This window comes from Acinetobacter sp. AOR14_HL (assembly GCF_027855175.1).
Taxonomy (GTDB): Bacteria; Pseudomonadota; Gammaproteobacteria; order Pseudomonadales; family Moraxellaceae; genus Acinetobacter; species Acinetobacter calcoaceticus.
This window is the reverse complement of the sequence record NZ_JAKTII010000011.1, coordinates 15,523-29,936: the sequence shown is the minus strand read 5'-3', so window position 1 is coordinate 29,936 and position 14,414 is coordinate 15,523. Positions and strand designations below refer to the sequence as shown.

The window sequence follows — 14,414 nt, the reverse complement described above, 5'->3', positions numbered from 1 at the left end:
CAGGGTTTTAAACCTGTACGTCGTTCAATCCTAAAACATCTTTCATGTCATATTTACGCGCTTCACGGCCCACAACCCATGCCGCAGCTCGCACTGCACCAGCAGCAAAGTTCATACGGTTAGTTGCTTTATGAGTCACTTCAACGCGCTCACCTTCACCAATGAACATAACAGTGTGTTCACCAACAATATCACCACCACGAATGGTTTCGAAACCAATCGTTTGACGGTCACGTGGGCCTGTATATCCTTCACGTCCATAAACAGCAACTTCTTTTAGGTTACGGCCTAAAGTATCTGCAATCGCTTCACCCATCATTAATGCTGTACCTGACGGCGCATCTACTTTATGACGGTGGTGAGCTTCAATCACTTCAATATCTACTGTATCGCCAAATACTTTTGCTGCAAGCTCAAGTAACTTGATTGATACATTTACACCAACTGAATAGTTCGCAGCGTAAACCACAGGTGTATGAGTGGCAACTTCGTCTAACTCAGCTTTTTGCTCATCTGACATACCTGTTGTACCAATAACCATGGCAACCCCAGCTTCACGGCAAAGCTTCAAATGCTGAGCAGTTGCAACTGGTGCAGTAAAATCAATGATTACATCGCAGTCTTTCAGAACCTCTGCCAAACTTCCTGAAACCTTCACACCCACTGAACCAATACCAGCAAGCTCACCAGCGTCAGTGCCGACCAAACTACTTTCCGGACGCTCTACCGCAGCAGCTAATTGATAGCCTGCCTGTTGAACTGCTTGAATAAGCGTACGGCCCATACGACCGCCTGCACCTAAAACACCAATGCGTGGAGCTGCTGACATAATCCTTCTCAATCTTCTGTTTTACGTAATTTGTCTACTATATCAAAACTCTTTGCTCACGATAAAAAGTAAAAATTATTTTTTAAGATCAGCTGAAATTTAATCTGTTTTCACAAAAGTTAAAGAATTGATCTGCACACTACTCAGCCACGAATGAAAAAAAGATGACTATAAGGAGTTCAACATGCATTCGAGAATTATTGGCTTAACAGCGATGATGGGGATTATGAGTTCAGTGGCATTTGCAGAACCTGCAATCCAGCCAGGAGACACATTAGAAAGCTTATCTAAAGCACGTATTACAACTAACGTTACTCAAACAGCAACGCCTACAGCTCAAATTAGCATAGTAAGCGAGACTAATACCGACGTTAAAGTTGAAGATATTGACCCGATTATTGGCGAAACAACAGCAGAAACGCCTAAAGTAGCTGTACAGGCAGAAGCAGTAGCCGCACCAGTTATCGAAAATGCTCCTACTCTTGCTTCTAGCGAACCGACTGTAAATGTTGACGACATTGATGTTGCTCACCCTACAGAGTAAGCAGAAGTAATTTTCTTTTAAGCAGAATAAAAATAATAAGATGAATCAGCGCAATAAAAAGGCGGATATTTTATCAATATCCGCCTTCTTTTTAATTTCTTATCTAATCAAGTATTAATCGAACAAACGATCAAAGAATGATTTTTTCTTTGGTGAAGAAGCACTGTCTTCGCCATCAAAAGAAGCTTGCAACTCTTTAAGTAATTCACGTTGGCGAGCATTCAAGTTGACCGGTGTTTCTATCACAATACGGCAGAGTAAATCACCAACCATGCTGCTACGTACTGGACGAACGCCTTTGCCGCGTAAACGGAATAATTTGCCTGTTTGAGTTCCCTCAGGAATCTTCAAACTAACACGACCTTCCAAAGTTGGAATTTCAATTTCTTTACCAAGTGCAGCATCAGCAATGCTAACAGGTACATCCATATAAAGGTCGGCACCATCACGTTGGAAAATTTCGTGTTCGCGAACAACGACTTCAACGTACAAATCACCTGATTGGCCATCACGAATTGCTTCGCCTTTGCCACTCAAACGTACGCGATCACCATTATCTACACCCGCTGGAATTGTAACTTCCAACGTTTGCTGGCGATCAGCTACACCAGAACCATGACATGCCTGACAAGGGTTTTTAATAATTTTACCTTGGCCACGACAAGTACCACATGTTTGTTGTACAGAGAAGAAACCTTGCTGCATACGCACTTGTCCTGAACCATGACAAGTTTTACAAGTTTCAACATCTTTTGGATTTTTTGAACCTTTACCATCACACACATCACATGGTGCAGGAGCAGTAAAGGTAATGGTTTTTTTCACCCCTTTTACAGCTTCTTCAAGGGTAAGTTCCATTACATAGCGTAAATCTGATCCGCGACGTTGACGCTGTTGACGTCCACCACCACCGAATGCACCACCGAAGATATCACCGAACTGGCTAAAAATATCTTCTGCACTAAATCCGCCAAAGCCGCCACCACCGCCGCCAAAGCCACCTTCGAACGCATTATGACCCATGCGATCGTACATGCTACGCTTTTCGCTATCCGATAAAACTTCATAAGCTTCAGCAGCTTCTTTAAATTTCTCTTCAGCTTCGGCATTGTCAGGGTTTCTATCAGGATGATATTTCATCGCCAATTTACGGTAGGCTTTTTTGATCTCATCATCACTTGCGGTTTTTGAAACGCCTAAAACCTCATAATAATCACGTTTAGCCATTTTTGGCGGTGCTCCTCACGGAATTTTATCAATACTCTATTGCCGACTAAATGGGGGGCTTTAGCCGAATTTACAAGGGGAAAATGTTTAAAAAATAGATATATTAAAAAACTGCCTTATTTTTTAAATATTTAGACAAGCCTTTTAACCATGCATTTAATAGAAATAACCACGCAATCGCGCTAAATACCACGCCAGCAACCGTAGAGGCAGTTACCCAAAGATTACTGTCCCATGCAAAAAAGAAGAGCGGAATAAACCAGACCGCAGCAAAAATTGCCATACAAAGAAATAGAATCCCGTTTCGCATAATCCATAGTGCATGCGCATGAATCCAAACTTCCGCATTATCTACAACTGCTACTTTGCGAGCAACCAAATAAGCAAAGGCTGCAAAAATAACTGTAAACAATGCAAGAAACATGAACGCATAAGAAATTACAATATAACGGCGATGCTGTTCGATATGGTCTTGCCCCATCTGTATTTCACCTCAATTCACTGCATTTGCCTATTTTTTATGCAGTGAAATAATCCTGTATTTTTTGTGTAAAGACAGGTGCTACTATATTGGAGTTTTCAATATTTCGCACCTTTATTCACAAAAAATTTATGTATTTTATGCGGTTTTTTTCACCTTAAACCATGCTGCGTAGAGTGCAGGTAAGAAAAATAATGTCAGTAAGGTGGCAACAATCAATCCACCCATGATCGCAACTGCCATCGGACCAAAGAAAATACTCCGTGAAAGTGGAATCATCGCCAGAACCGCGGCCAAAGCAGTCAAAATAATCGGACGGAATCGACGTACAGTAGCCTCAATAATCGCTTCCCATGTTGAATGACCTGCTTGCCTGTCTTGTTCAATTTGATCAATCAAGATAAGCGAGTTACGCATGATCATGCCAGAGAGTGCAATTGTGCCTAACATGGCCACAAAGCCAAATGGTTTGTTAAATAACAGTAAGAATAAAACCACACCAATTAAACCTAGTGGAGCTGTTAACAACACAATGGTCGCGCGCGATAAGCTTTTGAGCTGAATCATCAGTAATGTCATGACAACTGCTAAAAACAGTGGCATACCAGCATTCACAGAATTTTGCCCACGTGCAGACTCTTCTACCGTTCCACCAACTTCAACAAGATAGCCACTTGGTAATTCAGCACGTAACTTATCCATTGATTCAGCTAACTCACCAACCACTGTAGCTGGCTGTAATTGAGTCCGGATATCTGCACGAACAGTAATGGTTGGTAAGCGGTTACGATGCCAGATTAAACCATCTTCAAATTTATACTCAATTTTAGCGATTTGAGCTAAAGGCACAGTCGTTCCATTGGTCGTTGGTACAGCTAAACTTGCCAGTGAAGCCACTTCAACTCGCTCACTCTGATCACCGCGTAAACGGATTTCAATGAGTTCACGCTTTTCACGATATTGCTCAATCGCACTACCTGTAATTGATGCATTAATGAAATTCGCTAAATCCACACTAGAGACACCCATTTGTCGAGCACGATCTTGGTCAATTTGAATTGAAATAATCTTACTCGGCTCACCCCAATCTAAATGTACATTGGTCGTATTCGGGTTTTCGCTAACTAGTTTAGCGACTTTCTGTGCTTCTTGACGTACCAGATTTTGATCTTCACCCGACACACGATATTGCAACGGATAACCAACAGGTGGGCCATTTTCCAGTAATGACACGCGAGTACGAACTTGCGGAAGTAATTGCTTAATTTGTGTTTCTAACGAGCGTCGAATTTCATCACGATCATCAAGTGATGATGCCAGAACTACAAACTGCGCAAAGCTGGCTTGCGGTAATTGCTGGTCTAATGGTAAATAAAAACGTGGTGAACCTGTACCGACATAGGCCACATAGTTATCAATACCTTTTTGTTTAGACAGAAACTTTTCAACCTTTTTCACAGCTTGTTCTGTCGCTGTTAAAGAAGCGCCTTCTTCAAGTTTTAAATCGACTAAAATCTCGGCACGGTTCGAAGGTGGGAAAAACTGCTGAGGAACTATCTTAAACATCAATACAGACAGTACAAAAATACCCGCCGTCGTCGCAATTACTGTTTTACGGTAAGTCACACAAAACTCGACCATCTTTCTAAAACGTAAATAGAAGCTAGATTGGTAAGGGTCGTAGTGATGGTCCTGTGAAATAGCCACAGTTTGCGGTTGCGGTTTTTTAGTTAATCTCGCCCATAAACGGACATACCAAGGTGCCTGATGGCCTATTTTGGTAAAGTCGGGTAATAGCTTTTCACCTAAATAAGGTACGAATAAAACTGCCGCGACCCAAGAGACTAATAAGGCAATCGTCACCACCTGAAAGATAGAGCGAGTGTATTCACCTGTACCAGACTGAGCCGTAGCGATCGGTAAGAAACCAGCCGCAGTAATCAGTGTTCCAGTGAGCATCGGAAATGCTGTTGTTTTCCACGCAAATCCGGCGGCTTTAATTCGGCTATACCCCTGCTCCATCTTAATTGCCATCATCTCGACAGCAATAATGGCGTCATCGACTAACAAACCTAGCGCCAGAATCAAGGCACCCAGTGAAATCTTATGCAGGCCGACATCGAATAGACTCATACCCGCAAAGGTCATTGCTAAAACTAAAGGAATAGAAAAAGCGACAACCAATCCTGTACGGAAACCTAAAGAGAAAAAACTCACTAACAAGACAATAATAACTGCTTCAGCGAGTACCTTTATAAACTCCTGAATACTGCGTTGTACCGCTACAGGTTGGTCAGAAACTTTTTGGAGTTTCATGCCTAAAGGCAAAGTTTTTTGCAGTTGGGCAAATTCTGTGTCGAGATTTTTACCTAAGGCAATAATGTCACCGCCCTTACGCATCGATAGAGCAATACCAATACCATTTTCACCCATGAAACGCATACGTGGCTGAGCAGGTTGACTAAAACCACGGTAGACATCAGCGACATCTCCGAGTTGAATGGTTTTATCACCTACCAGTAAAGGCATTTTCTTAATTTCATCAATGTTTTGTAAATGACCACTTACCCGAATCTGAATACGGTCTGTGCCTGTTTCAAAAAAACCTGCACTTGCCATACTGTTTTGCTTTTGTAAGGCATCTTGAATCGCAGTCACTGGAATACCAAGCTGTACCGCTTTGGTGTTAGAAATCTCAATCCAGATTTTTTGGTCTTGCAGACCAATTAATTCGACCTTACTGACATCCTTGACCCGTTGAAGCTGTAATTGCAAACGATCTGCATATTCCTTAAGAAGTGCATAGTCAAAGTCTTTGCCTGTCAGTACATAAATATTGCCGAAAGTATCGCCAAATTCGTCATTGAAAAATGGACCTTGTACGCCGTTTGGTAGTTCATGACGTATATCATTGACCTTCTTACGAACGTTGTACCAAACATCGGGAATCTTGTCAGAAGTAAGTGAATCCTTGGCCACAAAAGTGACTAGTGACTCGCCTGGACGGGAATAAGCCATAATCTTGTCATACTGCCCTGTTGTCATAAGTTCCTTTTCGATACGGTCCGTAACTAAAGTAGAAACTTCTTTGGCAGTCGCCCCAGGCCAATAGGTCTGTACCACCATTACCTTAAAGGTAAAGGGTGGGTCTTCACTTTGTGATAATTTTGAATAAGAGATCGCACCGATAATGCCAAGCAACAGCATAAAATAAAGGACGATGCCTTTATTATTTAATGCCCATTCCGAGAGATTGAATTTCATGGCTGGGTTGCTCCCTGAATTTTCACCCCACGGTTTTCACGGTCAATCGGGTGAATCTTCTGTTTATCACGTAGCAAATGTACGCCGCCAATCACAACCCAATCATTTGGAGCTAAGCCAGATAATACCGGCACACTATCTTTTCCATATGCACCAATTGTTACAGGTACTTTACGCAATGTCTGATTCGCATTAACAACCCATACATAAGGCTGATTATCTGTTGCTGAAACACTCGAAAGTGGCACACTCATCACATTGGTTTGAGTTGAGCTAAAAAATACACGTGCACTTTGTCCAAGCTGAATAACAGACTGCCCTTCTTTGAGTGCAACCTTGACTGTAAAGGTACGAGACTGATCAGCCGCGGGAGAAACTTCGCGCACATAACCAGCAAATCGATCATTCGGTTTAGACCATAAAGTGACCCAAGCTGCCTGACCAACTTTGATCTCGGCAACCGCTTGTTCTGGTACGCCAATGACAACTTCACGCTCTCCATCAATTGCCAGTTGATAAGCGGCTTGACCCGCTGCAACCACTTGTCCAATTTCAATGTTTCGCGCAGTAATCACCCCATTTTTATTAGAAACGAGTTGGTTATATCCTGTCTGATTGGCAGAAACTTCATAGTTAGAACGAGCTTGTTGTAACGCTGCTTGTGCCGAGTCATACTGATTTTTTACCGTATCGTATTGCGAACGGCTAACCGCATTAATTGGCAGTAATTGCTGAAAACGTTTTAACTCATCTGATGCCGTTTTTGCTGCTGCCTGTGCATTGTCCAGTTGGGCTTTAGCAGCATTTAACTGTAGCTGAGCATCTGCCACGTCAAGCTTTGCCAAAACTTGTCCAACCTTAACTCGATCACCGACGTCCACGTAACGTGCCGTGACTTGCCCACCAACTCGAAACGCTAAAGCCGTTTGTTGTCTGGCCTGCACATCCCCTGCGTAGCTTTTTTGTTCATTGAGTGTGGTCAAGGGTTGAGCCACCATCACATAGGGTATTTCTTCTGTTTTTGGGGCTTCTTTACTACACCCCATTAATGTGACCGTACAAACAATCACCATACTCATGATGAGAGGTTTTAACAGATTCATATCTTATCGCTCTTATTCAAACTGATTTTTTAAGGCACAATATGCTTGCATCATAAATTGTTTGTTTTTTAATTAATATACTCATGGGTACATTAATTAAAGAAAAACTTATAAATCGCTATTTTTTAAATTTTTAACAGAGGGTTTTGTGCAAACAGTTAATCAAAGTGGGCGCCCCAAAGATCTAGAAAAACGTGCTCGTATCTTACAAGCCGCGAAAGCTATTTTTTTAAAATCTGGCTATCACGGTACCAGCATGAACCAGATTGCACAGGAAGCAGGTGTCACTAAGCTCACGGTTTATAATCACTTTCAAGACAAAGCCAATCTATTTATTTGCGCAATTACAGAAACCTGTGAAGAGTCTCTCTGCACTAAACAATTTGAATTAGATGCCTCGGCAGACTTTTGCCAGACACTCCACAGTGTTTGTTTACGTGCTTTGCAGATTATTTACTCACCTGAAGCGCTTAAACTCGAGCACGTTTTATTTGAACTTGCAGCAGAACAAAGTCCTCTCGCTCTACAGTTTTTTGATGCATCTCATACCCGCCTGCAAAATCAATTAGCTGAGTTTTTGCAAAAAGCGGCTCAATTAGGTTTTATTCAAACCGATAATCCTACTTATCAAACCGAGCTTCTTATGTCCTTATTGCTTGGCGTACGCCACCAGAAGGTTTTACTTGGGATCATTGCTGTACCAAATGCTCATGAGCTTGAGCAAATCATTCAAGATGCAATTACGTTATTCCTGCTCAAATATCGGAATTAAACCAAAGTCCGATTGCCAAAAGTTGCACTGAGTGCATGTCTTCTTTTAAGACGCCATAAGCGAATTAAATGTTATTTTTTAAGCAAAAATTCACATTTTCTTACGCTCAAAGCTTGGAATGTTTGTTAATCACGCTATATTCGATAAGGATAAGAACAGGAGAAAATAGCATGGTTCAGCAAATCGATGCGCCACTGCGCGAGGATGTCCGCTTACTTGGTAATTTATTAGGTGAAACCCTAAAGCAACATGCAGGACAAGAGCTGTTTAATCAGATCGAGCAAATTCGTGCCCTTGCTAAAGGTGCACGTGATGGCCAAGCTGAAGCCCAAAAGCAACTAGAACAATTATTTTTAAATCTACCCGACGATGAACTACTTCCCCTTACCCGAGCTTTTTCTCATTTCCTAAATTTTGCCAATATTGCCGAACAATATCATGTGGTCCGTAGCCGTAGACAAGCAGAATTCGATTCGGATGCCAACTCTCCGAATCCGCTTGTTCACCTATTTGAAAAATTTAAAGATAAAAGTATTTCAACAGAAAAACTATTCCAACAAGTTTGTGATCTTGATATTGAGCTGGTACTTACGGCACATCCAACTGAAGTCAGTCGTCGTACACTCATTCAGAAATATGATGATATCAATGCGTGCTTGTCTCAGCTTGATCAGCAAAAACTTACTCCTCGAGAGCGTCAAAGTGCACTTGCGAACCTAAAACAACAAATTAGTTCGGCATGGCAAACAGATGAAATTCGCCAACATCGTCCGACTCCTGTTGATGAAGCAAAATGGGGCTTTGCAACCATTGAACAAACACTTTGGAATGCAGTACCTAAATTTATTCGAGAGTTAAATGAGTTGGTTCAAGAAAATTGCCAACAAAACTTACCCCTTAACATTGCACCAGTGCGTTTCGCCTCATGGATGGGTGGAGACCGTGATGGTAACCCAAATGTTACCCATCAAATTACACAAGAAGTGCTGTGGTTATCGCGCTGGCAAGCTGCCGATCTCTATTTAAGAGATATCGAAAACTTACGTTGGGAACTTTCGATCCAAACCTGTTCTGAAGAAATGATTCAAGCCATTGGTAACCAACATGCAGAACCTTATCGTGAGTATTTACGTGCAACACGAGAACGCTTAAAAGCGACTCGTCACTGGTTAGCTCAACGTTTGCAAGGACTCGAAGCAGACGATACGAATGTGATTAAAAGTAAAGATGAGCTCTTACAACCATTATTGCTGTGCTATCGCTCTTTAATCGACAGTAACCTGCCTGAAATTGCGAATGGTCAACTACTCGACTTTATCTACCGTGTGAACTGTTTTGGTATTGAACTACTTAAACTCGACATTCGCCAAGAATCAGGTCGTCACCGTCAAGCAATTTCAGCAATTACCGAATACTTAGGTTTAGGTAATTTTGAATCGTGGACTGAACAAGCGCGCCAAAACTTTCTAATTCAGGAATTACAAAGCAAACGTCCACTTTTACCGAAATATATTAATGAACCTGAAGGCAGTTTGATTGGACACCCAGATGTTCAAGAAGTATTTGCAACCATGCGTACTTTGGCAGACCAACCGCCTGAATCTTTAGGGGCTTATATTATTTCTATGGCTGAATATCCAAGCGATGTTTTAGCTGTATTGTTGTTACAAAAAGAAGCAGGTATTCAGCATCCTTTACGAGTAGTTCCTCTGTTTGAAACTTTAAAGGACTTAGATGGCGCTGCAACTACCATGAATACGCTGTTCAATATGCATTGGTATAAACAGCACATTCAGGGTAAACACGAAGTTATGATCGGTTACTCTGACTCTGCAAAAGATGCCGGATTTATGTCTGCCAACTGGGCACAATATCGTGCTCAAGAAGAGCTGACTGCAATTGCTCAAACACACGGCGTACAGTTGACTCTGTTCCACGGTCGTGGTGGTTCAATTAGTCGTGGTGGTGCTCCAACTCAACAGGCACTATTTTCACAGCCACCGGGTTCGATCTCGGGTGCAATCCGAGTGACTGAACAAGGTGAAATGATCCGCTTCAAATTCGGTCTAGAAGGGATTGCAATGCAAAACCTTGAAATCTATACCGCAGCAACACTTGAAGCGACCTTATTACCACCACCGGAACCTAAAGCTGAATGGCGTGAACTCATGAACCGTATGACAGATCATTCTGTTAAGGTTTATCGTCAAACAGTGCGTGAAAACCCACACTTCGTGAAATATTTACGGACCGTTACGCCTGAGCTTGAGTTACAAATGTTGCCTTTAGGCTCACGTCCGGCAAAACGTAAAGTGAGTGGCGGCATCGAGTCTTTACGTGCCATTCCATGGGTGTTTGCATGGACACAAATCCGTTTAATGTTACCTGCATGGTTAGGCACTGGGGCAGCAATTAATGAAGTGATTGCAGATCAGCAAAAAGCAACCCTTGATGAAATGCTCCAGCAATGGCCTTATTTCCAGACACTCATCGATATGCTGGAAATGGTATTGTCAAAAGCCGATGCCAACATTGCGCTCTATTACGAATCACATCTGACTGAAGATGAAGATTTAAAAGTACTCGGCAACCAATTACGTCAGCGATTAAAAGATGCTGTTGAAACCCTGCTTGCTTTAAAAGATGAATCAAAACTTCTGAGTAATAACGAAGTTCTTGATCAGTCTATGCAAGTTCGTAAACCTTATTTACTACCTTTACACCTTTTACAGGCTGAACTGATGAAACGCCGTCGTGATTATCTCGCTGAGCGTCAAGCAGAAAACACCCCTGTTGATCATGCGCTAATGGTGAGTATTGCAGGTATTGCTGCTGGTTTACGTAACACTGGCTAAGCTGATTTTACCGATTGTTTAACAAAGCAGTGCATTACCGATGCACTGCTTTTTACTTACAAAGTTCCCCAGTTTTCTTAAATTTTCGCCGATTTTCTATTTTTTTAAATATTTTTTAAAAATCATAAAATTAATTTTTATAAGAAAAAAATAACTAAATACGTACATTTAGAATTTAAAAATTATACCAATCGTTAAAAAATAATTAATTTTCACGGACATACTTCTCTCTAGAGATTAAATGCATTCTCAAGAAAGAGTATCATGGCACCAATTAAAAAATAACGAGTTTATTTTATGTCCAATTGGTTTCCAAAATGGCAGCCTTACCAAGGTGATATTGACCATCGGCCAGTCTCTACCAATGAATATCTCCCTCCAGTTCAAAGTGCTATTTTAGGTATTCAACATGCGTTTGCCATGTTTGGAGCAACTGTTTTAGCACCATTACTCATGGGTTTTAATCCAAATCTTGCCATTTTAATGTCTGGCATCTGTACCATCCTGTTCTTCTTAATTACAGGTGGTCGCGTTCCAAGTTACTTAGGATCAAGTTTTGCCTTTATTGGTGTGGTTGCAGCAGCGACTGGGCATATTACAGGTTCAGGTGCAAATCCAAACCTCTCTATGGCTTTAGGTGGAATCGTTGCGTGCGGCGTGTTTTATGCCCTCATCGGTTTTATTGTGATGCTTACTGGCACACGCTGGATTGAAAAACTCATGCCGCCTGTCGTTACTGGCGCGATTGTGATGATTATTGGTCTAAACCTTGCACCTGTTACGATTAAAGGTGTTGCAGGCCAACCATTTGAAATGTGGATGGCACTCATTACCGTACTTTGTATGGGAAGTATTGCAGTCTTTACTCGCGGCTTATTGCAACGTCTACTTCTATTGGTTGGTTTAATCTTGGCTTATGTGATTTATGCTATCACCACCAATGGTCTAGGTTTAGGTAAACCAATCGATTTTAGCCAGATTTCAGCGGCTGCGTGGTTCGGAATTCCAAGTTTTTCACACCCTACTTTTGACACCAGAGCTATGCTCATTATTGCTCCGGTTGCGCTTATTTTAGTAGCAGAAAACCTAGGGCATATTAAAGCTGTAGGTGCCATGACTGGTGAAAACCTGACTCCACAATTGGGGAAAGCATTTGTCGCAGATGGTTTGGCCACAACACTCTCTGGTAGCGTAGGTGCACCGGGTATGACCACCTACGGTGAAAACATTGGAGTTATGGCGGTAACTCGTGTGTACTCAACGATTGTTTTTGTCATTGCTGGTGTCTTTGCAATTTTCTTGGGTTTATCTCCAAAATTTGGCGCAGTAATTAGCACCATCCCAAATGCTGTTTTAACAGGTGCGTCTATTGTCGTGTTTGGTTTAATTACCATTGCTGGTGCAAAAATCTGGATTGAAAATAAAGTCGATTTTTCTAACAATAAAAACCTGATTGTTGCTTCTGTGACGATTATTTTAGGTGCCGGAAACTTTGAATTGATGTTTGGTAACTTCAATTTAGGCGGCATTGGTACAGCAACGTTTGCAGCCATTATTTTGAACTGGTTGTTTAGTTTAAAAGATAAAACTTAAGTTCCCAAAGGCAGCATCAGCTGCCTTTTTTATTATTATTTTTCATCGCCCTTTCTTGATCACTTTTTAGTATGATGATCACTTACCCTTCAATACGTTCCCTGTCATGCGTTTTGATTTTTTTGATTTACAACTGGTTCTCCATATTGTCTCTACAGGTAGCCTAACTAAAGGTGCAGATCGTTCCGCGATTTCACTTCAGGCTACCAGCGAACGTATAAAAAAACTCGAACAATATTTTGAAACTCCTTTATTTATTCGCCAGACAACAGGAGTCGAACTCACGACCGCAGGACATGCTTTTACTGAACATGCTCGTCAGCTTTTGGCGCAAAAAGATCAACTCGAACAAGAAATGCAGCGTTTTAGGCAAAAGACCACAGAATCATTGATCCTTTGGTGTAACTCTTCTGCTCAAAGTGAATATCTACCGCCTCTCTTACCGCAATATCTAGTACTACATCCCGAAATGAATATCGATTTGCACGAAGCAGAAAGCTCTGAAATTGTAGATGCATTAACGCAGGGAATTGCCAATTTAGGACTCGTCTCAAGTTTCTTTGATACAAGGCATTTGCAAACAAAAGAATTTGCCAGCGACCCTTTAGTTCTGATTTGCCCTACTACCCACAATTTAGCTCAATACCAAGAGCTGAATTTGGTAGATGCTCTAAGCTATGGCTTTATTGGTCTTAAGCCCCACCACTCTCTGCAACAATCAATTGAAACTCAAGCTAAATTATTGGGCTTTAACATACAGTACCGTTTACGTTTACCTAGCTTTGGCGCAATTGCTGAGGTTGTGGCGAAAGGTGTTGGAATTGCAATTATGCCCGCCCGCGCTGCACAGCGTTTGCAATCGGACTATGATTTCCATTCGATTCAATTACTAGGGGCGTGGGCAAATCGTAAACTGCTTTTAGCCACACAAAATTTCAATCAACTTCCTCAAAGCTATCAACAGTTTTCTGATTTTTTACTGCAACATCGCCCTTAAATACTTGGCTTAGTGCAAAACCATATAAATCCCTAATGACACCAAACCAATAAAAAATATACGACGAAATTTTTGTTCATTTAGTCGATAACGGATTTTTTTACCTAACCACATTCCAACTAATGCAGCAAATAAAGCCGCAAAAGATAAACGATAGTCTAGCGTTATTCCTGATATAGGGTTGTGGTGTAAAAACACTGCAAGGCAAATCGTAGAGACAGTAAAAGTCAGCCCCAAAGCCTGTACCAGCTCATCACGTTTTAAATGCAACGACTGCAAGTAAGGTACTACTGGAATAATAATCACACCTGTTGCTACCGTCACTGCCCCACCGATATAACCAATGATGGGCGATAACCAACGTTCATGCTTGCCTAAGTGCGGGAGCTTCTTCACACATAGACCGTAGAGTCCATATAAAGCCAGCATACAGCCTAATAAAATTTCACTACTATGCCCATGACTTTGGCTCAAGGTGGGCAGAAAGCTCCATATTGAGCCCACTACAATGCCTACAAGCAAAGTCCAGAAACGGCGAATAAAAGCCCAGACATGTCCTTCAGCGAAAAGCTGCCAAACATTAGTGACCATTGAAGGAACAATGAGTAAAGAGGCTGCTTGAAAAGGACTCATTGCGATGGTGAGTAAGCCCATCGATACTGCGGGCAACCCTAGACCAATCATGCCTTTAATCATGCCAGCAAAGGCAAACACCATCATAATAATTGCTAGAAATGTCACTGTTTATC

Annotated in this window: 11 protein-coding genes; 5 read left to right on the top strand and 6 right to left on the bottom strand. The window is 41.6% G+C overall.

Annotation, left to right across the window (positions count from 1 at the left end):
* Positions 1-7: 7 nt before the first annotated feature.
* The gene (gene dapB, locus MKL38_RS10270; protein ID WP_270903204.1) at positions 8-829 is read right to left on the bottom strand and encodes a 4-hydroxy-tetrahydrodipicolinate reductase; all 822 of its coding nucleotides are present in this window, start codon (positions 827-829) and stop codon (positions 8-10) included.
* A 184-nt stretch (positions 830-1,013) separates the two neighbouring features.
* On the opposite strand from dapB, the gene MKL38_RS10265 reads away from it, so the two are divergent.
* Positions 1,014-1,373: a hypothetical protein gene (locus MKL38_RS10265; RefSeq protein WP_270903203.1), complete on the top strand. Its 360-nt coding sequence runs from the start codon at positions 1,014-1,016 to the stop codon at positions 1,371-1,373.
* A gap of 114 nt (positions 1,374-1,487) precedes the next feature.
* Here the strand turns inward: MKL38_RS10265 and dnaJ are convergent, their stop codons facing one another.
* The 4 genes from dnaJ to MKL38_RS10245 form a co-directional block, all read right to left on the bottom strand.
* Positions 1,488-2,600, bottom strand: a complete 1,113-nt coding sequence (gene dnaJ / locus MKL38_RS10260; protein ID WP_003654301.1) for a molecular chaperone DnaJ — start codon at positions 2,598-2,600, stop codon at positions 1,488-1,490.
* Between the two features lie 103 nt (positions 2,601-2,703).
* Positions 2,704-3,081 (bottom strand): hypothetical protein, encoded by a 378-nt coding sequence (locus tag MKL38_RS10255; RefSeq protein WP_016139760.1) that lies wholly within the window; start codon positions 3,079-3,081, stop codon positions 2,704-2,706.
* A gap of 138 nt (positions 3,082-3,219) precedes the next feature.
* The gene (locus MKL38_RS10250) at positions 3,220-6,345 is read right to left on the bottom strand and encodes an efflux RND transporter permease subunit (RefSeq protein ID WP_270903202.1); all 3,126 of its coding nucleotides are present in this window, start codon (positions 6,343-6,345) and stop codon (positions 3,220-3,222) included.
* A complete protein-coding gene (locus MKL38_RS10245) occupies positions 6,342-7,448 on the bottom strand; it encodes an efflux RND transporter periplasmic adaptor subunit (protein WP_003654309.1) in 1,107 nt (368 codons plus the stop codon). Before MKL38_RS10245 ends, MKL38_RS10250 begins: the two co-directional genes overlap by 4 nt.
* Before the next feature lie 148 nt (positions 7,449-7,596).
* Between MKL38_RS10245 and MKL38_RS10240 the strand changes: the two genes are divergently transcribed.
* The 4 genes from MKL38_RS10240 to MKL38_RS10225 all read left to right on the top strand — a co-directional run bounded on the left by MKL38_RS10240 (position 7,597) and on the right by MKL38_RS10225 (position 13,665).
* Positions 7,597-8,220 carry a TetR/AcrR family transcriptional regulator gene (locus tag MKL38_RS10240; RefSeq protein ID WP_209831649.1) on the top strand — a complete coding sequence of 208 codons (624 nt, stop codon included), beginning with the start codon at positions 7,597-7,599 and terminating at the stop codon, positions 8,218-8,220.
* A gap of 170 nt (positions 8,221-8,390) precedes the next feature.
* Positions 8,391-11,075 (top strand): phosphoenolpyruvate carboxylase, encoded by a 2,685-nt coding sequence (gene ppc / locus MKL38_RS10235; RefSeq protein WP_003654312.1) that lies wholly within the window; start codon positions 8,391-8,393, stop codon positions 11,073-11,075.
* Between the two features lie 297 nt (positions 11,076-11,372).
* Positions 11,373-12,668, top strand: coding sequence for a solute carrier family 23 protein (locus MKL38_RS10230; protein WP_003654314.1), 1,296 nt, complete (start codon positions 11,373-11,375; stop codon positions 12,666-12,668).
* Between the two features lie 106 nt (positions 12,669-12,774).
* Positions 12,775-13,665 carry a LysR family transcriptional regulator gene (locus MKL38_RS10225; protein WP_270903201.1) on the top strand — a complete coding sequence of 297 codons (891 nt, stop codon included), beginning with the start codon at positions 12,775-12,777 and terminating at the stop codon, positions 13,663-13,665.
* Between the two features lie 9 nt (positions 13,666-13,674).
* Here MKL38_RS10225 and MKL38_RS10220 read toward each other — a convergent pair whose 3' ends face one another.
* Positions 13,675-14,406 carry a sulfite exporter TauE/SafE family protein gene (locus tag MKL38_RS10220; RefSeq protein ID WP_270903200.1) on the bottom strand — a complete coding sequence of 244 codons (732 nt, stop codon included), beginning with the start codon at positions 14,404-14,406 and terminating at the stop codon, positions 13,675-13,677.
* Between the last annotated feature and the right edge of the window lie 8 nt (positions 14,407-14,414).

Bases quoted from the DNA above. Each gene is read 5' to 3' on its own strand.
- dapB (WP_270903204.1), bottom strand. From the start codon at position 829: ATGTCAGCAGCTCCACGCATTGGTGTTTTAGGTGCAGGCGGTCGTATG.
- MKL38_RS10265 (WP_270903203.1), top strand. From the start codon at position 1,014: ATGCATTCGAGAATTATTGGCTTAACAGCGATGATGGGGATTATGAGT.
- dnaJ (WP_003654301.1), bottom strand. From the start codon at position 2,600: ATGGCTAAACGTGATTATTATGAGGTTTTAGGCGTTTCAAAAACCGCA.
- MKL38_RS10255 (WP_016139760.1), bottom strand. From the start codon at position 3,081: ATGGGGCAAGACCATATCGAACAGCATCGCCGTTATATTGTAATTTCT.
- MKL38_RS10250 (WP_270903202.1), bottom strand. From the start codon at position 6,345: ATGAAATTCAATCTCTCGGAATGGGCATTAAATAATAAAGGCATCGTC.
- MKL38_RS10245 (WP_003654309.1), bottom strand. From the start codon at position 7,448: ATGAATCTGTTAAAACCTCTCATCATGAGTATGGTGATTGTTTGTACG.
- ppc (WP_003654312.1), top strand. From the start codon at position 8,391: ATGGTTCAGCAAATCGATGCGCCACTGCGCGAGGATGTCCGCTTACTT.
- MKL38_RS10230 (WP_003654314.1), top strand. From the start codon at position 11,373: ATGTCCAATTGGTTTCCAAAATGGCAGCCTTACCAAGGTGATATTGAC.
- MKL38_RS10225 (WP_270903201.1), top strand. From the start codon at position 12,775: ATGCGTTTTGATTTTTTTGATTTACAACTGGTTCTCCATATTGTCTCT.